The organism is Solibacillus kalamii (genome assembly GCF_002174535.1).
Classification (GTDB): Bacteria; Bacillota; Bacilli; order Bacillales_A; family Planococcaceae; genus Solibacillus; species Solibacillus silvestris.
On the sequence record NZ_NHNT01000003.1, the window covers coordinates 114,727 to 137,186 of the forward strand.

The window sequence follows — 22,460 nt, forward strand, 5'->3', positions numbered from 1 at the left end:
CGTACCTCCTACACTAACTGTTCTTCGCGTTTAGCTAATATTTCATGAACAAGTGGAATGACCTTTTCACCAATCTCTTCAATGACCTCCAAATGAGGGAAACCACGCAGAAGTACTTTATCAAAACCTAAATCGACAAACTCCACAATGCGCTCAGCTACTTGCTGTGGTGTCCCGACCAGCGCAATCGAATTGCCTGATAAAACTTGCGTTAACCCTGCCCAAATATTCGGGGCAATCACAAAATTATTGCCTTTAGACTCAAGCATTAACTGATGAAGACGGCTTACACCGACCGCTCCATTGTTTACTGTGTTGGCATGTTTTGCTTCCAATACTTCAGGGTCGACTTGGCTAATAATTTTGTTCGCATTTTCGAATGCAGCTTCTTCTGTTTCACCTAATACGACTTGGAATGAAACGCTGTAAGAAAGAGCGCGATTTTTTTCTTTTGCCAATTTAACAACCGAATCAAGCTCTTGTTTTGTCGTTTCCAATGTTTCACCCCAAAGCATATATACGTCAGCCACATCTGTTGCAACTTCTTTTGCAATTGGTGATGAACCACCGAAGAAAATTGGTGGTGCATTTTTAACAGGCAATGGTAAGTTCGCTCCTTTTAATGTGTAAAACTCGCCATTATAATCAAACGTTTCCCCGTTAAACAGGCGTTTTAAAATTTCAATATACTCACGTGTACGCTTGTAACGATCTGAATGTGATAAGAAATCCCCGTCATTTTCAAGTTCTTTTGGTGCGCCGCCTGTTACGACATTGACAAATACACGGTTATTCGACCAGTAGTTGACTGATGAATACTGTTTTGCCAGTTGTGTAGGGGCAGTAGAACCAGGTCGAACCGCAATCAGGAAGTTCAAGTTTTTTGTGTTCGCTGTCAAATGCGATGCCGCAACCAATGAATCCACACAGCTTCCGCCAATCGGTAACAGTAATGTTGAAAAGCCCGCTTTTTCAGCGGCCTGTGCAACTTTTGTAATATACTCCACAGAAGGTTCACGATCAGAATCAACGCCGACGCCTGACCATGTTTGTGCACCTTTGTTTGACGTTTGGTTTCCTACATATTCACTATCACCAGAAGTTGGTGCCATCGTAATAAACTCTACTTTTGTCATTTTAATTCCTCCTTATTTTGTAACCGGTGCACTAGCTACTACTTCATCAGCCGGTAATTCGTTTGTTTGTTGAATAGTGCCTGATTTCAACTGCTCTGCCACTTGTGAAAAAGTTTGTTTTGCCGGAATGTTAATAAACGAAATTTGCTCTTCCTGTGCTTTTTTGTAAGATAATTCGCAGAAAGTTTCAGGTGGTGCTACAAAAGTTGTCACTCCCAGTTCAATTGCCTTACGTAATGTAGCGCCACGGCGTCCTTCAGTTAAATCGAGTGCCGGATTACGCAAGTCTTCTACAGAATGATCCTGCTGAATAATACGTAAAATCGTTCCTTCCACAATCGGTGTTACAATACCTTCATCATTTACTACAACTGCAATCGCCATGTTAAAATCCCCCTGTTATTTTATTATTTGAGCAACTTCGGCCGCTTTCTGTAAGCTTTGCGCCAAGTCGTTTTTAATATCTTCAATATCTTCCAGACCGATTGATAAACGAATCAGACCAGGTGTTACCCCACTTGCCATCTGCTGTTCCGGTGATAGACGAGAATGCGAAGTGCTTGCAGGATGGATGACAAGTGACTTCGAATCGCCAACATTGGCAACATGTGAAAGGAGCTGAACATTATTAATAAATGCCTTCGCCGCCTCTAGACCACCTTTAATGCCGAAACTGAAAATCGAACCTGCCCCTTTTGGTAAATACTTCTCAATTAAATTATTTGGATCATTGCCAGGTAGTGTCGGATAATTTACCCATTCCACTAAATCATGTTCCGCTAAAAATTCAGCTACTGCCTGCGCGTTTACAACATGCTGTCGAACGCGCACTGCCAGTGATTCAAGTCCTTGAATGAAAAGCCATGCATTGAACGGCGATAATGTTGCACCTAGATCATGCCCCAGCTCGAAGCGTGCTTTCGTAATGAATGCTTTTTCTCCAGCTGCTTCAACAAATGAACGGTTGCCGATTAATTCATTCGGTTCAACAAAGCTTGTGAATCGAGGCGCTTTCCATTCAAATTTACCGCCATCAATTATCGCACCGCCTAATGATGTTCCGTGACCTCCGATAAATTTCGTTGTGGAATGCACAACAATATCTGCTCCAAATTCAATCGGTTTTGATAAGTAAGGTGTCGCAAATGTATTATCGACAATAAGCGGTACATCATGACGGTGGGCTACTTGTGCCAATCCTTCAATATCCGCAATTTGCAAGCTCGGATTGCCGATTGTTTCAGTGAATACGGCGCGTGTTTTATTATTGATTGCTGCTTCAACTTCCTGTAAGTCAGATCCTTCTACAAAGCGTACTGTTACACCGAAGCGAGGGAATGTTTTAGAGAACAATGTATACGTCCCGCCATAAAGGGCATTCGTTGCTACAATCTCATCTCCTGCTTGTGCGACAGTCAATACAGCAATTAAGATTGCCGCCTGTCCTGAAGCGACTGCAAATCCTCCGACACCGCCCTCCAGTGCGGCAAGACGCTCTTCAAATACTGCATTTGTCGGATTGGCATTTCGCGAATATAAGTAGCCGCTTTCCTGTAATTTGAAGAGGTTCGCTGCATGTTCTGTGTCATCAAATACATATGAAGTTGTCTGATACAGCGGAACTGCACGTGAGCGTGTTACTGGGTCAACTGTTTGACCTGTATGGAGAGCGATTGTTTCCTGATTGAAAAATGTCATATAAAAGATTCTCCTTTAATAAAGAAATTTTTGCGTGAGTGTAAGCAATTCCTGTTCTGTCAGTTCACCTATTACGGTGTGTACGACTTTTCCGTCCTGTAAAAACAATGTCGTCGGCAATGTTATAATGTTATAGTTTTCTTTCAGCTGCCCTTGACGATCTAAAAGAACTGGAAACGGTAAATCGAATTTCGTTAAATATTGATTGACCAGTCTTGTCGGTTCTTCCACATTGACTGCATAAAGTTCAATGTTATGAGACTGAAGCGTTTCATACGCCGCTTTGAACGCGGGCATTTCCCGTTCACAAGGAGGGCAGTAAGTTGCCCAGAAGTTGATGATGTAACTTCCTTCATCTGGGATGATCAATTGCTCCCCGGAAGAAGTTTGAAGTACAATTTCTTCGGATTTTGCTTCTGCCTTCTGTTTGGAAGTATTTGAAATAATGGCGTAGCTTAGTGCGACAATTAGTACAGAAAATAGTGATAGCTGAATCCATTTTTTCATTTTAGCTCCACCTCGATTTCAGGCATTTCATGTAGTTGGCCATAGCTGACATGGGAAATTACTTTATAAGTACCGGTACCGTCAAAGCTCGTTTCAATCGCATACTTACCATCCCCGATCGGGACTGGTTTCACTGAACCAATGGAATTGCCGGTTGGATTGATCAATTCGAATTCTATTTCAACATCGTTTTCTATCGGTTTCCCGTTGTAGGTTACGGTTGCAGAAATCGTGACGGGTTCAAATGCTGCGAGTTCAGTATTACTGGCATTTATTGTTACATCGAGTGTTTCGTTTGCTTGTGCGCTACAGCCGGCAAGCAGCAGCACAGTAAGTAAAAATTTTTTCATTTGCCATCAGCCTTTAAATTTGTCCAGAACAGCAGGCGTTTTTTTAACTTTTCAAATGCAATCATGACAGCGACAATAATGATACTGTTAAAAATAATGCCCGCCAGTACATAATGATATTGGGAGAAGTCACTGTAATACTGGATGAAAAAGCCCATTCCTGATGAAGCTCCGAACATTTCGGCAATCGTTAAAATCAGAAAGCTCATACCGAGTGAAGTACTGGCACCGCTTAAAATATGAGGTGCACTCGCAGGCAACACGACTTTCAGCAAAAACGTCGGTCCTTTTAAGCCTAGTGATTTAGCATTGTCGAGATAGTGCTTTTCAATCAGCAGTACGCCATGGATCGTCCCTAAAAATACGGGCCAAAATGCGCCGATAAAAATAAGGGACATCGATGCCGTTTGGAAAGTCGGCAAAATCGCAATGACATATGGAATGAACAGTGTTGGCGGAATTGGACTTAGTGCATGAAAGTAAGGCATTAATATTTCACGTGACCGTTTGTTCAATCCGAAAAACAGTCCCCCTACAATACCTGTCACCAATGCTCCGAAGAATCCAGGAATCAGCAATTTCATCGAGCTTACTACACCAGTTACAAGCTCCCCTATTTTTGCTGAAAAGGATTCAATGACCGTTAGCGGCTGCGGGAATATAACCGGGTTAATCCATGTCGCATATTTTGTGACAAGTGCCCAGATGACAATAAATATAATTCCTATCAAAATAGTAAGATTATAGCGTTTAAAAAATGTGAGCATTCCATCCCACCCCTTAAATGTTTTGTTCATTAAATCGAACGAGCTGATCTTTGTAATAAACATCATCCGGATATTGTTCGATTAACTCATTTAATGCTTTTTCGTATAGATCGATATTTACGTAATCATTTACATCAATATCATCCACATTTTCAACATAGCCAATTTCTTTCATCTGTTCCCACATTTGAACTACTTTCTCTCTGCTTGGATCAGAAGAATAATTCGAATGGCTATCGTTTACAATCGTATTAATTACTTTCTCATCGACTTTCATATACTCTTTCGCTGCAGTTACTGCTGATTGCGGATCTTCAATCTTTTTACGTTCCGCGCGAATAAGCGCTTTTAAGAAACGTTTATATGCTTCCCCATCTTCTTCCGCCAACAGTTCTGAGCGCGTTACAACACGACAGCATACATGCCCTTCCTGTAAATCATTGCTCCATGCAACTGCTTCAAGACCCATATCGACCGCCTGTGCGTAGAATGAGTTTGCTGATACTGCAACGTCCACTTTTCCTGACGCTACCGCTTCCAGCAACATGCTGCCTGTTTTAAATTCAACAATTTCCAAATCGTTTTTCCAGTCGATACCTGCATCTTCAAGTGCAGATCTGAAAACAATATCCGATGTAAAGATCCGAATTGTTCCTACTTTTTTTCCTTTATAGCTTTCAAGTGAAGTATATTGCCCCGCATTTTCCTTTTTCGTTAAAATCGGGTGTCCGCCTTCCAAATGGCCTCCGATAATGGAGAAATCCGAGCCGTTTGCGATAAATGTTAATGGGCCAGCTGTACCGAATGTTAAACCGACATCAATTTTACCCGCCTGGAGTGCATTCAGACCATCTGCCGAGTTAGCAAAGCCTACACGATTGACAGAAATATTTTCTTCTTCAAAATAGCCTTCCTGATGAGCAATGTCGACAAGTGTTCCACCAGCAGATTGACTTAAACCGACCGTTATTTCATAATCGCCAGATGCTTCCCCTTTTGAAGTTTGTTCATCATTTCCACATGCTGCGAGTAAGCCTACTGATAAAGCAAGTGAAACGATCCATTTTTGATTTGTTTTTTTCATTTAACGATCCTCCTATATTCCTGCTCCATCTGCTATCTCAGTTCTTAAACTATTGACGATCTGTTCGTTCATCTCGTTTAAAAGAGATTCTCGAAATGCACGGAACTCCATGTTTTCAAATAGTTTTTTACGATCCGTCCCTTTTTTCTCAATCGGTACTTGAATGCTTTTCGTCACCGCCCCGTTTTTCCCGGGAGCAAAGATGACAATCCGATCCGCCAAATAAATCGCTTCGTCAACATCATGTGTAACAAATACTACTGTACGTTTTTGTTCGGCACTAATTTGAACAAGCAGATCTTGCAGTTGAATACGTGTTACAGGATCCAATGCGCCAAATGGTTCATCCATCAGCAGTAAATCCGAGCCGTAGCTTAATGCCCGTGCAATCGCTGCACGTTGTTTCATACCACCGGACATTTGACCTGGATATTTTTTTACGGCATGCCCTAAATGGACAAGGGTCAAATATTGCTCTGCGATATGCGCAAGCTCTTTTTTCGGCATTTTTTTATTTCGCTGTTTTAATGCAAGCATGACATTCGCCTGTGCCGTCAGCCATGGGAATAAAGAATAATCCTGGAAAACGACACCACAGTCAGGGTGCGTTTCCTTTACGGATTTATCGTTTATTTCGATATTGCCATTTGAAAATGGTTCAAGCCCTGCCATCATTCTGAGCAATGTACTTTTTCCGCATCCGGAAGGTCCCATAAATACGAGAAACTCGCCTTCTTTTACTTCAAGCTGAATATTGTTCAGAATTTTTGTCGTCGCATCATAACTGAAATCGATATGCTGGACTTTAATCTTTGTTTTGTATTCGGTACTGTCTTCCGCAGATATAGGGTTTTGTTGTGGCACTGGACGTTCCAATAATTGAACCATGTACTCACTCTCCTAACAGAAATTTTTTACCTAATGATTGGATCGAAGTATCTACCGGAACATGCAATGTCATTGTTCTTAAATTACGCCAATAGCGATCAAAACCATAATGGCTAGCAGTAGCACGACTGCCCATCACTTCGAAAATTTTTGATGTAATTTCAAGCCCTATTTGAGTCGTAAAAATTTTTGCTGTTTGCAGTGCATCATCCAAATTACTGCGATGTTCCGGTGTAATTTTTTCAGGTTGATCCCAAAGTTCCTGTAATATTTGATCCGCTTTTTTTACAACCAAGTTCGCTGCTTCAATCTGTACATAAAACTGGCCGTAATGATGCTGGATAATTGGATCTTCAATCGCCGATGTCTGTGTAATGGCACGCGGTCTAGTTTGTTCTCTTGTATATGTAAGCGCTGATTGAAGAGCACCTTCTGAAATCCCTAAATAGACATGGTTTAAAATAAATGTAGCAATATTCAGACGCAGCTGTGAAAACTCGCTTGCATAAAAGCCTTGCTCCAACACTTCTTCATCATGTACTTCCACATGATCGAACAGGATTGTTCCGCTGTCAGTTTGACGCTGACCCATATTGTTCCAATCGCCTTTTATATCTATACCTATCCGTTTACTAGGAATAACGACCAATAATGGCTCATCCTGCCCTTCCACTAGCGTCGATACTAATAGAACATCCGAATCGACACTGCCAGAACAGAACGTTTTTACTCCGTTTAATACATAGCCTGTCATTGTCTTTTCAGCTTTCAGTTGAATTGCGACCGGGTTGAACGCATTGCCCCAAAAGTAATTATGTTTGGCCGTTTCACGGTAATAAAATTCCTTTTGCTCATGTGACCCGCATAAATGCGGTGTAACGAGATTGATAAAATGATAGCCTAAAACATGTGCAAGTGAACTATCCGCACGTGCAATCGTTCGGACAACTTGAAATACATCATGCCAATTTCCACCTAAACCACCGTATTCTATCGGAATTAAAAGTTTTAAAAGTCCGCTTTCTCGTATTAAATCCCGCTCTGTTTTAGCATTGCCTCCAATTTTATCCCTCTCTACGGCTGTCTGTTTAAACTGTTCGGCAAGCTTTTCAGCGATTTCATCAATATGTGCAACTGCTCCCATAACACCTCTCCTTTACTAGTTATAGAATTTTCTTGCAATTCAGTATTCTTAATTCGTTAGTTTACAGATGCAATTATTTAAAGTCAATAGCCAATTTAAACAATTCTTACTGGAATAGTATGCTTTTAGCGGATTAACGTAAAAAAACATATTTATTTGTATTTATTTAGAAATTAATTATGTGATTTAAGGATGAATTCGAGGTTATAAGAAGAAAAAACCACTATTTACATAGCGGTCTTTTGGTTTTACATTTTTAATAACTCATGACTTGATAATAAACAACGATTTGATAGATCGCTGGCACAATTAAAGCAATCGCCAGTGAGATGACTGCTCCCCACTTCGATTGTGTCATTAAACGAATATTGTCGCTTTTCAAGTGTAGTAAAAATGACAGTGTAAAATATAATGCACTGACTAAAAAGATAGGGGTTACGAATGTGAGCCAAATTCCTGCATTCATTTCATGCATCGATTCCTTCACCTCAATCCCATTATATTTCAATATCTATCTGTTTTATTTCTGTGAATTGAAAATCAATACTTTCGTCGAAAATAAACGTCCATGGCATTGAACAAAAAGGAGGAATTTGGAGTGCATCAATTGTAAAATTTTGAGTAATTTTCCCCGTTTCTGTTATAATACTTATTTCCGTATTTCGGAATTTCAATTGCTGATCTGTTCGGTTATGAATAAGTGTAATAATGAGCTTTTGTTGTTTATGATTAATAGCTGTTCGTATAAGGCAACAGGAAATTCTCTTGTCCTGTTCTTTAGTTTGTTGAAAAACTTGTTCTATTAATAATCGATCCTGAGCTGAAATTGCTTTATCCCAGGCGGGTTCATATTGCAGTTTTTGCATGAACTTCATCCTTCCAATAAATTATTTACGTAAATAAGTAATTAAACAACCTTTCTTCTATAATACATGTTACAGTAGGAAAGAATCTTAAAAGTTAGAAGGCGAAAAATATGATCGAAGTAAAGAATTCCCCGATAAGTGAAGGGGAATATAATCGCGGTATTTTTGCGATTAACGCAATTCCTGAAGGAACGTTATTCCACCAAGCACCGGTACTAAGCTATCCAAATGAGCAGCATGAACATATTGAAAAAACGAATCTTGCGGATTATGCGTTTGAATTTGGCATTGGACGCTCTGCAATCCTTTTAGGCTACGGGATGCTATTTAACCATTCGTATGAGCCGAATGCCACATATGAAATCAATTTCGACAACGAAACATTCGATTTCTTTGCCTATAAAGATATTGAAGCAGGCGAAGAGATTTTTATTAATTATAATGGCGATGTTGATGATAATGACCCGTTATGGTTTAACAGCGAAGAAGAATAACAGGAGGAACTGTCTACAATAATTAGACAGTTCCTTTTTCTATTCCCTCGATAAATCGAATGATATCATCCGTCAGTAATTCGCGTTCTTTTCCTAATGTAATTAGATGACCGCTGTTGTCGTATTTTTTTTTCGTAATAGATTTGCTAATTGCAGTCTTTTCAATTATATCAATGCTTTGGTGGAAAACCGGTTCATCGAGCATACCTTTTGCCAGGAAAAGCGGTTGTTTCAGTAAATGAAGCTGTTTTCCTGTTTTAACGATAAACTGCTGCAGTGCAATCAGTTTTTCGGCAGGTCTTGGAAAGTGATCGTCTAAAAAATCTTGCAGTTCCTGTTCAGAACTTCCTCTATTTTGTAAATACCTCTTGGAATAATAGACAACACGCTGTTCCAAACCTTCCACAGGCCGCTCCAATACTGGTGAAGAAATAATACATAAAGCCTTCACTTCAGGGAATTCATTTGCCAGTCTTATTCCTAGTACACCACCTAATGACTGACCAATTACCGTAATCGCTTCATATTTTTCATCGATTAAAAATTGAACTGCCTGTCTGCTATGTTTCCATATCTGCTCCATAGAACTTGCAAATAATTGTTCCGGTGATGCTCCGTGCCCTGCCAGATTTGGCGCATAACTTGTATATCCTTTATTATGAAGCATTTTTGCCACATAGTGCATCTCTTTCGCATTGCTCGTAAAACTATGTAAAAGCAGGACGGCCTGTTTATGTCCATTTAAAAAAATATCCTCTACAAAATATTTCATGTTGGTCCCCTTTTCATTTGTGACAATATTATAGCATAACAATTCTCTCTTACTGACATTTCCTCAAGTTTAAAAAGCGGAAACAGTGCAAATGTTTTATTGTTCGGCTACAATATGGATTGAGTAAAAAAACCTATGAAAGGAGAATCATATTAATATGAGAACAATATTATTATCGATTCTTGCTGCGTTATTTTTAGCTGTACCGAACGTAGCAGCACATACGTATTTAGACACGACTAACCCAGAAGATGGAGCAGTTGTAACAGAAACATTGCAGGCGATCGAACTTACATACGCCGGGAAAATTGAAGTAGGCAGTACATTTAAAGTCATTTCAAGTAACGGTGAAGAAATAGAAACAGTTTCGATGGATTTAGTCGATGGTGTATTAACGGGTACTTTTGATTCCCCATTACCAAATGATGACTATACTGTTGAGTGGAATAGTATTAGTTCTGATGGCCATCCATTGTCAGGTAAATTCTCATTTACGGTTGATGCACCTGTAGCTGAAGAACCGGTCGAAGAAAAAGTTACAGAAGAAAATGAAGAGCAAGTAGAAGTAAACGAAACGGTAGAAAATAATGCAGCGGAAACGACTGCGGCAGATGAGGAAGAATCATCAAACAATACATTACTATATATCGTTGGAGCCCTTTTACTTCTTATTATAATAGTAAGTATTTTCACGATTGCTAAACGGAAAAATGTAAAATGATGGCATTGACCATTTTTAGTCAATTTTTACTCTATGTTAGTTTAGCTCTTCTTATGGGCTCATTTATCTTGTACTGTATCCCAGAAACAGTTCGTCCGAAAATTGATATTTCTGCAAAGTGGCTCATTGTTAGCGCGGTCATCTTGCCGGTTGTCACATTTGTACCGAATATTCAATTGCTAACAATTTTGACACCACAGTTTGGCTTCATGGAATCAGTGGTTATGCTGCTTATAAAATTTAAAGTTGGCCATTCATGGCTCGCGGTCATTGGCTTTACGTTTATTTTGCTTATAATGATTCGCCAATTTATGAAGAAACCTACGAAGCTTTTAGCGGTCATGTCAATTTTTATTTTAATCGCCATTATGGCGGCAACTGGCTATATTAGTCATGCAGGTTCAATGACAGGCATTGTCGGATCGGCACTGGATTTTGTTCACCTTCTTGCTGTCAGTGTTTGGCTCGGTATTTTACTCATGATGAGTTTTTTCTCAAAAGATGCACTTAACTGGGAAGCCTTTTTAAAATGGTTCTCCCCTGTTGCGCTCGTAGCTTTTACAGCCGTTGCTTTAACTGGTGTCCTGATGACTGACACAATCGTTCCTGGCTATGTGACAAGCTGGTCGAGCAATTATGGACAATTGCTATTCATTAAACATGTTTTGCTCGTACCGTTGACTGTTATTATTTTGGCAAACAGTCTGCTCATTAAATTGAAGTTGAACAAGCCATTGTTTGAACCGCGTACATGGGTACGGATTGAAACGATTTTGCTCATATTGATTTTATTCATTACCGCACTGTATAGTGAGCAACAGCCACCTAGTTTTTATGTACAGGAAATTTCGCCGTTTTTTGAATTGTTCTACCGTAGCTCAATTGAAGCCGGTATGCGCGGGTATTTCCAAATGACAGGTATTGGCTTAGGATTTTTCCTGTTGACTGCACTGTTCATCGGTCTTGTCATCGTAAGTTATATTAAACAGTTGCCGGTCATTGTATCGGCTGCTATGACTTTTGCGGTGACACTATGTTTTTACATGGGCTTTATGTCAATTGTATTTTTCAAATAGTGTCCAAAATAAAGGGTTGTAGTATCAAGTCTGTTACGACTTATACTACAACCCTTATTCATTATGCGAACTTTTTCGTCTTCATCCCAACATAGCGAATGAGTGCCGCGATAATTAATATCACCGTTAATACGATTGTACCGTACTGCATTGTCGAATTATCTGTTTTTACAGCAATACCGATTAGTGCCCAAACGATGACTAGTGGAAAGAAAATATCCTGCGAGATGGCAACGGCCAAATAACCGAGAATAACCGCAACTCCTACAAGTACGAGCGAACCGACCACCTCTGAAATCCCCAAATCGACACCATGATATTTTAAAACATAACTTACATTAGCAATTGTCGCTACGGATATCCAAGCTAAGTAAAATGAAAACGGAAAACGCTCTGAAAGACCTTTTTCTGTATTTTTATACTGCAGGTAAATCGCTATCAGTGTAAATAACAAAAAGAACATAACGATAATGGACAGTATAAACTGTTCATAATGCCAACTGAACAGCCAAGCAATATTAAATATACAGCTGATGATAAATAAAATACCCACTTTTCCTTTAAAACGATTGTCTTTCACTTTGCGGTATATCGTAATCAGCCATATGACAAGCAGTAAATAAATTAACGACCAAATTGAAAATACGTAGCCTGCCGGTGTAAATAACACTTCTAATCGATTCGTAATTTCTGATGCCGTTTGCCCGTTTAATGGCAGGGTATTGGATAGCGCATTTACTACGATTACAGCAATCATGGCTATCCACATTGTAATATACAAGCCCATTTTTCATCATCCTTTTTTCTAGAATTAGGGAACTATACCCTTTTTTAAAAAAGAATAAGCGGTGAAAGGCTATTGCGTTTTAAGGGCAATGTGGTTGTGAATTACGCATATGTTGACTATCACGTCTGTTTTTCAAGTGCAAGTTTGATGCCAAAACCGATTAGAACCGCTCCAGTTAACGTTTCGATCACCGATTGTGTAGCAGGTTTTTTCATGAAATTGCGGATTTTGTTTAATAAAAATACATAGAGCGCAAACCAAATAAATGTTAAAACAATATAGATAATTCCCATTGTCAAAAATGGCCAAAACGGTTCTGCGCCTTTTGATAGGAATTGCGGTAAAAAAGTCAGGAAAAATACTGCTACTTTAGGGTTTGTGATATTTGTAATGAGGCCCTGCTTAAAATAGGAATTGCCTTTAGCTTCAATTTCCGGAATGTCCGTCATTTCCTCCGTATCTGCTTTTTTCGCACGCATGCTCATTAATGTTTTGATACCTAAATAGCATAAGTAGGCTGCTCCAACATATTTCAGCACTGTAAATGCCACGGCAGATTTTACAATAATCGCCGATAGCCCCGCAACCGCTGCAATTGTGTGGACGGTTAATCCCGCGCAAGAGCCGACCATTGTTTGAAATCCGCCCTTTTGTCCGTTAACAATCGTATTTTTCGTAACGATCGCTGTATCAGGACCCGGTAAAATAATGAGCAGTATACACGCAATTATAAAGAACAGAACATTCTCCATTTAATCACCTTCATTTTCTGAATTTTTAAATATGTTAACATAATTCATCGAAATGAAGCTAGGGGAATTTTAATTTTAATGGATTGCTAGTGTGACGTTACTTGTATACATTCTGATGTGACTGATTTTATTAGAAGTCTTTTATATTTATTAGAAAACTTCAAAGGTTTATTAGCATTTTCCGAATGTTTATTTGAAGATCTAAGAGCATTATTAGAACAATTGCCTTATATATTAGAAAATCGGTAACTTATTAGAAGATGTCAAATTGATATTAGATGATTTAAATATTTATTAGAATATTACTAGCGATTCCTTCAATCGTCAGCAAGCAATGCCATTTTCTCGGCAGCTTTCTCTATGATTACATCATCTTTAACCTGACCCCTATAATTGATATACATCACAGTTCGACCCCTTACAAAAAGAAAATCTTTATGAAAAGAATTATCCCTAATCAGCAGACGATCAAAAGCTGTGTGTTTTCTTTCTTTAAAACTTGCAGGATCACTTCCATATGTATGCTTGATTATTAACTCATTAACTAGTGAGCTAACATGGGAATGGAAACGTAGCTTATAAACTTCCGATGAGATTGATGGTTGATATGCATGATTTGGATCGTACCATTCCCCTTCCTGAATAACGCCCATTTCTGTTGAATCATATTGAACAGAAGCAAAAATATTCCACTGTGATGAGTAGGTGCTTCCCAAATCCTCGCCATCGAAGTAAAATGGCTTCCTTTTAAGATGCGGCTGATTTTCAATTGAAGCAAGTCGGACAATTGGCAGCCCTGTATCTTCTTCTGGTAAAGAGGTTGTTTTCATACTCCATATTTGGTAAATCGGTATAAACACAAGAGTTAATGTAATTACTAATACTATGAAACTGTAGACAATACCTGACCGGTAAAAGTTTTCCCATGGTTTTTGTTGATCGTCTAATATCCCAGCTTTAAGTTCATTACGCAAACAATTGATTCCAAATAAGCTTTTACCTATCGGAAGTATTTGTATAAAATTAACGAATAATACTAACAACGGAGCAAGTGTATATCCATCTATCAGTTGTAAAACAGAAATATTTCCGTTTTCGAAAGATTTGACGAAGACCGTAGTGATTAAAATAATTGCAATAAAATTAACTATAAAATTAAATAATGTTTTATTAAAAGCTTTTTTTGCTATTGAGATTTGCTCTTCTCGATTTATTGGAGGTTCATTTGCTTTACGTTCAGTCGGTGCTGCAAATACGTGAAAATTGCGGTCACTCGCAATATAGTCCCAGCCGCTTTCTTCGTATAACCGAATTTTTTCACTTGATATGTATTTGCTTTTTGCAAGTTCCAGCCGGTAATCCATTCGTTTGCGATCACCTTTTTTAAACTTGGCAAAATATGTGCCGATCTCAAAAAAATGCAGCCCTTGTTCGGACATATCGGAAAACCAGCTTTCATGTTCCTTGATACGCCAAGATTGCCCGGGTCTTATTCTGCGTACTATTTCTGCCATTGCTCCACCTCCTCACCTATATGACCTAACAATAAAATAGAAGGGAATGTTTGTAAATAAATAATTAAGACCAGGAAACCATTTCAGCACTCCCTGACGCAATAAAAAAATTGAAAATGTTCACAGCAAAAAGGCAATCCTGACTATGCAGGATTGCCTTTTACACCGCTTGGATCTAACTATCCGCAAGCAGCAATATTTTCTGAGCTGTATTTTCCACTATCACATCCAACTCTGCATATCCGTAATAACGGATATACATTACCACTTTATCTTTTGATGCAACTAATTGTTTCCATTCTTCATCCTCGCGAGTAATAAGATGATCAAAGCCAGGGTGTTTCCTTTCTATGAAACTTTCCCTTTCATCCCCGTATGTATGCCACTCCATCAAGTCAGACATCAATGGTTTAGCGAACGCCTGAAATGTTAAATTGTATATTTCAGTAGAAACGCTCGGTGAGTATGCACCACTTTTATCCAACCACATTTCACCCTTAATTATTCCATTTTCGTCCGTTTCAAACTGCACGGGTGCAAAGATACTCCAATTTGTTGTATAGCGGTTCGCCCAATCAACTTCATCGCTATAAGAATCCTCCCGAGTTAGCTGTGGATTTTGTTCGATATCGGCTAAACGGACAAACGGCAAGTTTTCGTCATTGTTTGGCATCATAAAGGTATCCATCTTTTTCAATTGGTAAAATGGCATTAGGCCGCTTAAAAGAATAATTCCTATAAGGACAACCGAAAATACACTATTTTTTTTCAAACTTTTTTTCCATGGGGCATGGTGATTGATGGCTTTGCCTTCTTTTAAACTTTTTTTCAATTCTTGAATCGCCAGTATAGCTCTTATCGCGTAAAAAACATAGTGAATATAGACGAGAGAAAGGATACTTTGCTGAACGACATATCCTTCAACTAACCGTAAGACCGGGGTTCCATCCAAAAACCACATCGCCAAAAGCATGCCTAGAATCAAGGCTACTCCAAGAGAAATCCATATTAAATAAAATACGAGTTTTTTACTTAGCCGCTGTAACGTAAATGCCTGTTCTGCAGGATCTGTATGGATTTCGGGTGCATTGTTTTCAGTTGGCGAAGAGAAAACATGAAACCATTGATAGCTTGTGACATACTTCCAGCCGTTTTCCTCGTACAGATCAATTTGCTCATAGGTAATTAATTTCCTATCTGTCACCTCAATCCGGTATTCAATTCGCTTCGGGTCACCTTTTTTAAAATGGGCTAAATTTGTTCCCATTTTATGAAGGTGGAGCCCCTGTAACGACATATCCGAAAACCAGCTTTCGTGTTCTCCAATTCGCCAGTAGTTGGTTGGTCGGATTTTGCGCACCATTTTAGTCATCGTTTCCCTCCTCTAATATACTGCTGTCGAAAATTAGAGATTTTAGACGAGCATATTCTATTCTTAATGCATGCTCGCCTTCTTTCGTAATTTCATATATTTTTCGCCGCCCATCGTCTTTTGCCAATGCGATTAATCCGTCTTTTTGCATTCGTGATAGGACACCATATAACGTTCCGGGCCCCATTGTTAAACGGCCTTTTGATACTTCTGTAATGGATTGCATTAACTGATAACCATGATTTGGACGCATTAAAGTCAATAATACGTAATACATTGCTTCAGTCATCGGTCCGCCATTATAAGACATATACATTCCTCCAACTATTATGTCACGCGATATATCGTATAACGTAATAATAATCTACATGAAATTATTTGTAAACTTGTTATTGAAAGCAAAGAAAAAACCACCCCAAATTTTTTGGAGTGGCATGCACTAATATTTATTAAAACATTTTATTCAAGTTTGCCATTTCAATTGCAGACATTGCGCTGTCGTAGCCTTTATTGCCTGCTTTCGTACCAGCACGTTCAATTGCCTGTTCGATATTTTCAGTCGTAACAATACCGAAAATTACCGGAACTCCTGTATCCAAGCCCGCTTTTGCAATTCCTTTTGCTGCTTCGTTACATACATAATCATAATGAGTTGTAGAGCCGCGAATGACCGTACCTAAACCGATAACTGCATCATAATTATTTGTTTCAGCCATTTTTTTTGCTACAAACGGTACTTCAAAAGCACCTGGAACCCATGCTGTATCAATGTTTGCTTCGTCAACACCATGACGTTTTAAGCCGTCAATTGCACCACTTAATAATTTATCATTAATAAATTCATTGAATCGCCCTACGACAATTCCGATTTTCAAATCTGTTCCGAATAATTGTGCTTCAAATGTTTTTCCCATTTTAATTACTCCTTTTTATACCAGTACGGTAGTTAATTTTATATATTGAACTAAGTCTTCGATAGTAATAAATTTCAGGTTATGTTTTTGTGCTATCTTTTTGAGCTGCGGCATGCGGGCCATTGAACCATCTTCGTTCATAATTTCACAGATAACTGCGACTTCATTCGAACCGCATAGCTTCGCCAGATCGACGCCTGCTTCCGTATGCCCGCGACGCTCCAACACGCCTCCCTGTTTTGCAATGAGCGGGAACACATGGCCCGGACGATGAAAATGCTCCGGTTTTGTTGCAGGATCAAGTAATGCTAACATCGTTTTAGAACGCTCAAATGCACTTATACCTGTTGTTGTATGGATATGATCGATACTAATCGTAAAAGCTGTTTGATATGTATCGGTATTGCTTTGCACCATTGGATGAAGGGAAAGCTTTTCTGCAATTGCAGATGAAATTGGTGTACAAATTAACCCTCTTCCATAAAGCGCCATGAAATTAATATTTTCCGGTGTAGCGAATTCTCCTAAAACTAGAAAATCTCCTTCATTTTCACGGTTCTCGTCATCTGATACAATAATAATCTCACCGTTTTTCAATGCATGAATTGCTTCTTCAATTGTATTCATTTTGTCACCACTCCTCTAAAATCCTGTACGTTGCAAAAAGTCCATTGTAATTGTACTTTCCGTTTGATTTTGTAAATGTTTTTTTACATATTTTCCGATTAGATCTGTTTCAATGTTTACAACATCTCCCGGCTTTTTATAGCCTAATACAGTCTGCTCATACGTATGAGGGATTAAGGAAATGGTAATGAATGTGTCTGTCACATCAAAAATTGTTAAACTCGTGCCGTCCACTGTAATTGAGCCTTTCTTGATGCATTCTGCAATCAAATGCTTTTCCATCGCCAGATCAATATAAACTGCATTGGCGACGGGTCTTTTCCGTTGAATTGTTGCAATTCCATCAACATGGCCCGAAACAATATGCCCGCCGAAACGTCCATTCGCCGACATTGCCCGTTCCAGATTGACAGGCATACCTGCTGCTAATTGCTGGAGGCTCGTTGCTTTGACGGTTTCTGGCATAACATCCGCTAAAAATACGGATGACGAGAATTGTTTCACTGTCAGACAGACACCGTTAACGGCAATGCTGTCCCCGAGTTGAACATCGTCTAGAATTTTGTTTGCGCGAATGGCTAGTTCCATCGCTTGTGTGGACTGGCTGATCGATTCAACCGTCCCTAGTTCTTCAATGATTCCTGTAAACATCCTGCTCACCTCTTTTTAAAATTAAAAAAGAACCCCGATTGGATTCGGAGTTCGATGAGAGGAAAATTGAGCATCATCAAATAAGCTTTTTGAAGTTATTTTTCAAAAAACTGCTGACATTGCTTCCTTCTCCCATCCAGACTATAACTGTCGGCTTTGGACTTGCACCAAATCCTGCACACAAAAGTGGCTCACGGGCTTAGAGTTAAACTCATCACCGTCGATTGGGAATTTCACCCGACCCCGAAGGAAATTATTTTTTTCAATAAAATAAAAAATCCCGTCACAAAGGCGCGACAGGAAAAGTGTATAGCAAAAAATCACATTTAAAATCAAATTTTTAAAAAATGTGTTGCCATTCCTTCTCCCATCCAGACTATAACTGTCGGCTTTGGATTTGCACCAAAATCCTGCACACAAAAAGTGGCTCACGGGCTTAGAGATTAACTCATCACCGTCGATTGGGAATTTCACCCGACCCCGAAGGAAATTATTTTATTTGAAAGTTATTGTAACATAAATATTTTAAAAAGCTAATAGTATTTTAGCACCTACTTACTTTTTGTTCCTTCAATCCTTTTACCTCTACCCCTCTATTATTAAAATTTTGAAACTTTACTCAAGGTAATGCGTAGAAGAATATACATAATATTACAGAAAATAGAAAGGAGTTATTAAAGCTGATTTTAAGTGTCTTTCATTTGCTTGGTTGCTTTTTTAGGTTTTATTTTTATAAAATATAGCGTCGGATAATCTTCAGTAATATAACAAAACATTTTTTACGGTAATGGAGGCTTTTATGGCTAATAATTCACAGTCGAATAAATATCTTATCTTTATAGAACTACTGTTTTATGCAGCTTTACCCTATGCAATATGGAAGTTTGGCCGAGAACCTTTTGGTGATTATGCCGCGATGCTGATGTCCACTGTTCCCGGAATAATTTATACTGTTTACCGCTTTGCAAAAGATCGGCAGTTTAATGTGACGGGCTTGTTTATTTTAGGCTCGATGCTTATAGGTACTACGGTAGATTTATTGTCAGGTTCAGCGGAGCAAATGATTTGGAATAATGTTTATTTAGGACTTTTTTACACATTTCTCTATGTAATTTTATTTATTATAAAAAAGCCTTTTCCTTTGTATGTTGCAGTTGATTTTGCCTATTTGCAAGGCTATCCTCGAAAGGACAGTAAAACATTATTCTTTCAAAAAGGGATTTTTAGATGGTTTCAGCTGATTCAGATTGTTTTCATTATTCGAGGACTTGTTATGGCAGGAATTACGGTCTATCTTTTACGGAAATATGGAATTGACAGCTATGGTGACATGCTGATTTATAAACGAGGAGCAAGTTGGGTATTTTCCGGAATTGTCATGGGGATGTTCTTTTACATCAACGTAATTGTTCAAAAGTATACAAATCGATTACAGGAGAAGAAGGATGAAAAGCTGCCGGAACCTGACATTGTGGCGGATTAATTTTTTCTGAAAGGATGATGGAGATGACAAACATTAAAGAATGCCCAAAATGTCGCAGCACGGAATTAGGTAGAGGAAAACACAGCGGGTACAGTGTAATGTCACCTGTTAATAAATTAAGTTTAGGATGCAATATCGAGTACATTATTTGTACCGATTGCGGGTATATTATAGAAGGCTATGTCGTAAAGCCCGAGAAATTTAAAGGAACTTTTTAATTCGATACCACGATTACAAATAGCCCATTGCATATTGCAATGGGCATTGTATTTTCTATTTGTTTATAAAAAATTCCTTCATCCTACTAACTCAGCTTTTACAAAATAATATGCCTTTTGAATCTCCTTTGCATCCGCTGGGTATGTCGTCATCAACTCATCACGTAACTCTTTAAGGCTTTTTGTATAACTTCCTGTAAAGCTATTCATTATCGCTGTCAAAAACACAGGGCTGTAATTTCTTTTCATTCGACTCATAGTAACCACCCCTAATTCAACTGTTTTAGTCGCTCTTTTGCGGCAACCATATTTTTCAATGATGCAATGGTCTCTTGTTCCGTACGAGTTTTCAGACCACAATCGGGATTGATCCAAAATTGTTCTTTTGCGATTACTTTTTTACTATTTTCTATAATAGTTGCCATTTCTTCCACAGTTGGAATACGCGGGCTATGAATATCATATACACCTAAGCCAATTCCAAGTCCATATGGTGTTTCTTTTAGTACTTTTATCAGCTCCCCATGACTTCGTGACGTTTCAATTGAAATTACATCCGCATCCAATGCTTCTATAACATCAATAAAATCGTTAAATTCGCAATAACACATATGTGTATGAATCTGGGTCGTTTCACGCACACCGCTTGTCGCTAATTTAAATGCAGCTACACTCGCATCGATATAAGCCTTATGCAGACTTTTACGGATTGGCATGCCTTCTTTCAAAGCAGGTTCATCTACTTGAATAATATTGATTCCCGCATTTTCAAGTGCCCTTACTTCTTCTCTTAATGCCAGGCCGATTTGATAAGCAACTTCTGAGCGCGCTAAATCATTTCTTACAAATGACCAGTTTAAAATTGTAACGGGTCCTGTCAGCATCCCTTTGACCGGTTTTTCCGTAAGTAATTGTGCCGCACTTACTTCCTTAACTGTCATCGGTTCTATCCATTCAACATCTCCGTAAATAATTGGAGGTTTTACACAACGCGATCCGTACGAAACTACCCATCCATTTTTCGTAAACGCAAATCCGTTTAATTTTTCACCAAAAAATTCCACCATGTCTGTTCGCTCGAATTCCCCATGAACAAAGACATCAAGGCCAAGTTGCTCCTGAATCGCAATCCAACGTGCCGTTTCATTCGCGTTGAATGCTTCATACTCTGTTGTTGTAATTTCCCCTTTTCGCCATAAACTACGGTTTTTCTTAACTTCTGCAGATTGCGGGAAGCTCCCGATTGTTGTTGTCGGATAGTCTGGTAACTGTAAAAAGGCACGTTGTAGCTTACTGCGCTTGTCGTAGTTATCAGTTCGTTTAAATGCTTCCGGTGTTAATTCGTTTACTTGTGCATGTACAGCTTTCTTTTTTCTCGATTCATGAAGTGCCAATGTGCGGATTGCTTTTTCGCTTTCTAAAAATGCCTGGATATGAGGGACTTCGGGCTGAAGAATTTTCCCTTTGATCATTTGCAGTTCCGTTATTTTTTCATTGGCGAATGCTAAAGCATTTAGCAGCTCTGGCACAATGCCATCCTCTCCTGCTGTTGTAACTGGCACATGCTGAAGACTGCACGATGTTTGTAGATAGATTGGTGAAAATGGTACATAGGAACGTATTTCCGCTATTAGTGCCAACTGCTTCTGCAGCTCGGCTCTCCATATGTCCCGACCATTAATAATACCTGCATATAGAACTTTATCTTTTGGAAAACCAAACTTCTTTAACGCTGCTAGATTTTCATTTTTCCCATGAACAAAGTCCAGTCCAAAGCCATCAACAGGCAAATCAATCAATGTTTCATAGTCGGATAACGCTTCAAAATAAGTTGTGCAGATCGTTTCAACTGTCAGTCCGTTTAATACTTGATGATAGAAATGCTGAACTAATGCTATTTCTTCGGACGTAAGGTCTTTTGTAAGGCTTGGTTCTTCAAGCTGGATCGACGTTGCACCACTTGCTTCCAACGACTGAAGCAACTCTTTATATACCATTACCAGCTGCTGAATATAGTGTTGTTTTTGTTCTTGGCCAATACCTTTCGTCAGTTTATAAAATGTAAATGGACCGATAATAGTCACACGAGGGATTATGCCGAATGTTTCGATTGCCTCCTGAATATATTGCGCGTAAACATTGTGTTGCAATGCCAGTTGCTGTCCTTCGTATTCAGGTACAATATAGTGATAATTCGTGTTGAACCATTTCGTCATTTCACTTGCCACCACATTTTCAGCACCGCGCGCCATTGCAAAATACGCTGTTAAATGATGCTGCAATGATAGATGGTCGTATCTAGATGGAATCATATTAAACATAAAGGCTAAGTCAAGCATACGGTCATAGTATGTAAAATCTCCTACCGTTAAAATATCCAGCCCTAAATCCTGTTGCTGCTGAAGTTGAGCGATGCGTAAGTTTTTCATTTCCTGTTCAAAACTTCCTAAAGACAATTGTTCTTTCCAAAACGCCTCTGTTATACGCTTCCATTCACGATTTTGTCCAATATACGGATAGCCAATTACTGCTGTTTTCATAAACAATTCCTCCTTAAATTTGTTACATAAAAACCAAAACCCCTCTTTCAAAATGAAAGAGGGGTGTGAATGTTTAAGAGATTGACAATAAAAACCTTT

General features: G+C 38.8%; 25 protein-coding genes, 1 pseudogene and 2 riboswitches. Of the genes and pseudogenes, 4 read left to right on the forward strand and 22 right to left on the reverse strand.

Annotated features, from left to right (window positions below; translation table 11 throughout):
* Nucleotides 1–8 precede the first annotated feature (8 nt).
* From CBM15_RS07500 to CBM15_RS07550, 11 genes are all read right to left on the reverse strand, one after another.
* Nucleotides 9–1,136, reverse strand: a complete 1,128-nt coding sequence (locus CBM15_RS07500; protein WP_087616798.1) for an LLM class flavin-dependent oxidoreductase — start codon at nt 1,134–1,136, stop codon at nt 9–11.
* Nucleotides 1,137–1,148: 12 nt separating this feature from the next.
* Nucleotides 1,149–1,520 carry a chemotaxis protein CheY gene (locus CBM15_RS07505; protein ID WP_087616800.1) on the reverse strand — a complete coding sequence of 124 codons (372 nt, stop codon included), beginning with the start codon at nt 1,518–1,520 and terminating at the stop codon, nt 1,149–1,151.
* A gap of 15 nt (nt 1,521–1,535) precedes the next feature.
* Nucleotides 1,536–2,834: an O-acetylhomoserine aminocarboxypropyltransferase/cysteine synthase family protein gene (locus CBM15_RS07510; RefSeq protein WP_087616802.1), complete on the reverse strand. Its 1,299-nt coding sequence runs from the start codon at nt 2,832–2,834 to the stop codon at nt 1,536–1,538.
* 15 nt (nt 2,835–2,849) lie between these two features.
* The gene (locus tag CBM15_RS07515) at nt 2,850–3,341 is read right to left on the reverse strand and encodes a redoxin domain-containing protein (protein WP_087616804.1); all 492 of its coding nucleotides are present in this window, start codon (nt 3,339–3,341) and stop codon (nt 2,850–2,852) included.
* Nucleotides 3,338–3,691: a FixH family protein gene (locus CBM15_RS07520; protein WP_087616806.1), complete on the reverse strand. Its 354-nt coding sequence runs from the start codon at nt 3,689–3,691 to the stop codon at nt 3,338–3,340. The genes CBM15_RS07515 and CBM15_RS07520 overlap by 4 nt, the downstream gene beginning before the upstream one ends.
* Nucleotides 3,688–4,458, reverse strand: a complete 771-nt coding sequence (locus CBM15_RS07525) for an ABC transporter permease (RefSeq protein WP_087616809.1) — start codon at nt 4,456–4,458, stop codon at nt 3,688–3,690. The genes CBM15_RS07520 and CBM15_RS07525 overlap by 4 nt, the downstream gene beginning before the upstream one ends.
* A 13-nt stretch (nt 4,459–4,471) precedes the next feature.
* Nucleotides 4,472–5,542, reverse strand: coding sequence for an ABC transporter substrate-binding protein (locus CBM15_RS07530; protein ID WP_087616812.1), 1,071 nt, complete (start codon nt 5,540–5,542; stop codon nt 4,472–4,474).
* A gap of 12 nt (nt 5,543–5,554) precedes the next feature.
* A complete protein-coding gene (locus CBM15_RS07535) occupies nt 5,555–6,430 on the reverse strand; it encodes an ABC transporter ATP-binding protein (protein WP_087616814.1) in 876 nt (291 codons plus the stop codon).
* 4 nt (nt 6,431–6,434) lie between these two features.
* Nucleotides 6,435–7,574 (reverse strand): acyl-CoA dehydrogenase family protein, encoded by a 1,140-nt coding sequence (locus CBM15_RS07540; protein ID WP_087616817.1) that lies wholly within the window; start codon nt 7,572–7,574, stop codon nt 6,435–6,437.
* Nucleotides 7,575–7,830: 256 nt separating this feature from the next.
* Nucleotides 7,831–8,049, reverse strand: coding sequence for a hypothetical protein (locus CBM15_RS07545; RefSeq protein WP_087616819.1), 219 nt, complete (start codon nt 8,047–8,049; stop codon nt 7,831–7,833).
* A 22-nt stretch (nt 8,050–8,071) separates the two neighbouring features.
* Nucleotides 8,072–8,440, reverse strand: coding sequence for an SLAP domain-containing protein (locus CBM15_RS07550; RefSeq protein ID WP_087616821.1), 369 nt, complete (start codon nt 8,438–8,440; stop codon nt 8,072–8,074).
* Nucleotides 8,441–8,550: 110 nt separating this feature from the next.
* Here CBM15_RS07550 and CBM15_RS07555 point away from each other — a divergent pair, with 110 nt between their 5' ends.
* Nucleotides 8,551–8,934, forward strand: a complete 384-nt coding sequence (locus CBM15_RS07555; RefSeq protein WP_008403724.1) for an SET domain-containing protein — start codon at nt 8,551–8,553, stop codon at nt 8,932–8,934.
* A 22-nt stretch (nt 8,935–8,956) separates the two neighbouring features.
* On the opposite strand, the gene CBM15_RS07560 is transcribed toward CBM15_RS07555, so the two are convergent.
* A complete protein-coding gene (locus CBM15_RS07560; RefSeq protein ID WP_087616824.1) occupies nt 8,957–9,706 on the reverse strand; it encodes an alpha/beta hydrolase in 750 nt (249 codons plus the stop codon).
* 157 nt (nt 9,707–9,863) lie between these two features.
* Between CBM15_RS07560 and CBM15_RS07565 the strand changes: the two genes are divergently transcribed.
* The gene (locus CBM15_RS07565) at nt 9,864–10,427 is read left to right on the forward strand and encodes a copper resistance CopC family protein (protein ID WP_087616826.1); all 564 of its coding nucleotides are present in this window, start codon (nt 9,864–9,866) and stop codon (nt 10,425–10,427) included.
* A gap of 68 nt (nt 10,428–10,495) precedes the next feature.
* Nucleotides 10,496–11,503, forward strand: coding sequence for a copper resistance D family protein (locus tag CBM15_RS07570; protein WP_158100194.1), 1,008 nt, complete (start codon nt 10,496–10,498; stop codon nt 11,501–11,503).
* Nucleotides 11,504–11,564: 61 nt separating this feature from the next.
* Here CBM15_RS07570 and CBM15_RS07575 read toward each other — a convergent pair whose 3' ends face one another.
* The 8 genes and pseudogenes from CBM15_RS07575 to ribE form a co-directional block, all read right to left on the reverse strand.
* Nucleotides 11,565–12,290 (reverse strand): TspO/MBR family protein, encoded by a 726-nt coding sequence (locus CBM15_RS07575; protein ID WP_087616831.1) that lies wholly within the window; start codon nt 12,288–12,290, stop codon nt 11,565–11,567.
* 119 nt (nt 12,291–12,409) lie between these two features.
* Complete coding sequence (locus CBM15_RS07580; protein ID WP_087616833.1) at nt 12,410–13,042, reverse strand: LysE family translocator; 633 nt, start codon at nt 13,040–13,042, stop codon at nt 12,410–12,412.
* 317 nt (nt 13,043–13,359) lie between these two features.
* Complete coding sequence (locus CBM15_RS07585; RefSeq protein WP_087616836.1) at nt 13,360–14,556, reverse strand: DUF2812 domain-containing protein; 1,197 nt, start codon at nt 14,554–14,556, stop codon at nt 13,360–13,362.
* A 175-nt stretch (nt 14,557–14,731) separates the two neighbouring features.
* Nucleotides 14,732–15,928: a DUF2812 domain-containing protein gene (locus tag CBM15_RS07590; protein WP_087616838.1), complete on the reverse strand. Its 1,197-nt coding sequence runs from the start codon at nt 15,926–15,928 to the stop codon at nt 14,732–14,734.
* Nucleotides 15,921–16,238, reverse strand: a complete 318-nt coding sequence (locus CBM15_RS07595; protein WP_079526987.1) for a PadR family transcriptional regulator — start codon at nt 16,236–16,238, stop codon at nt 15,921–15,923. Before CBM15_RS07595 ends, CBM15_RS07590 begins: the two co-directional genes overlap by 8 nt.
* 139 nt (nt 16,239–16,377) lie before the next feature.
* The gene (gene ribH, locus CBM15_RS07600) at nt 16,378–16,842 is read right to left on the reverse strand and encodes a 6,7-dimethyl-8-ribityllumazine synthase (RefSeq protein WP_087616841.1); all 465 of its coding nucleotides are present in this window, start codon (nt 16,840–16,842) and stop codon (nt 16,378–16,380) included.
* 18 nt (nt 16,843–16,860) lie between these two features.
* Nucleotides 16,861–17,469, reverse strand: a pseudogene (gene ribB / locus CBM15_RS07605) (3,4-dihydroxy-2-butanone-4-phosphate synthase); the annotation flags it as partial.
* A gap of 15 nt (nt 17,470–17,484) precedes the next feature.
* Nucleotides 17,485–18,120 carry a riboflavin synthase gene (gene ribE, locus CBM15_RS07610; RefSeq protein WP_087616845.1) on the reverse strand — a complete coding sequence of 212 codons (636 nt, stop codon included), beginning with the start codon at nt 18,118–18,120 and terminating at the stop codon, nt 17,485–17,487.
* Between the two features lie 120 nt (nt 18,121–18,240).
* Nucleotides 18,241–18,375, reverse strand: a riboswitch (FMN riboswitch).
* A gap of 100 nt (nt 18,376–18,475) precedes the next feature.
* Nucleotides 18,476–18,612, reverse strand: a riboswitch (FMN riboswitch).
* A gap of 307 nt (nt 18,613–18,919) precedes the next feature.
* Here ribE and CBM15_RS07615 point away from each other — a divergent pair.
* Entirely contained in the window at nt 18,920–19,603 is a 684-nt protein-coding gene (locus CBM15_RS07615; protein WP_087616847.1) for a VC0807 family protein, read from the forward strand.
* Nucleotides 19,604–19,899: 296 nt separating this feature from the next.
* Here the strand turns inward: CBM15_RS07615 and CBM15_RS07625 are convergent, their stop codons facing one another.
* Nucleotides 19,900–20,079, reverse strand: a complete 180-nt coding sequence (locus CBM15_RS07625; protein WP_087616852.1) for a hypothetical protein — start codon at nt 20,077–20,079, stop codon at nt 19,900–19,902.
* Between the two features lie 11 nt (nt 20,080–20,090).
* A complete protein-coding gene (metE, locus tag CBM15_RS07630) occupies nt 20,091–22,361 on the reverse strand; it encodes a 5-methyltetrahydropteroyltriglutamate--homocysteine S-methyltransferase (protein ID WP_087616854.1) in 2,271 nt (756 codons plus the stop codon).
* Nucleotides 22,362–22,460: the final 99 nt, after the last annotated feature.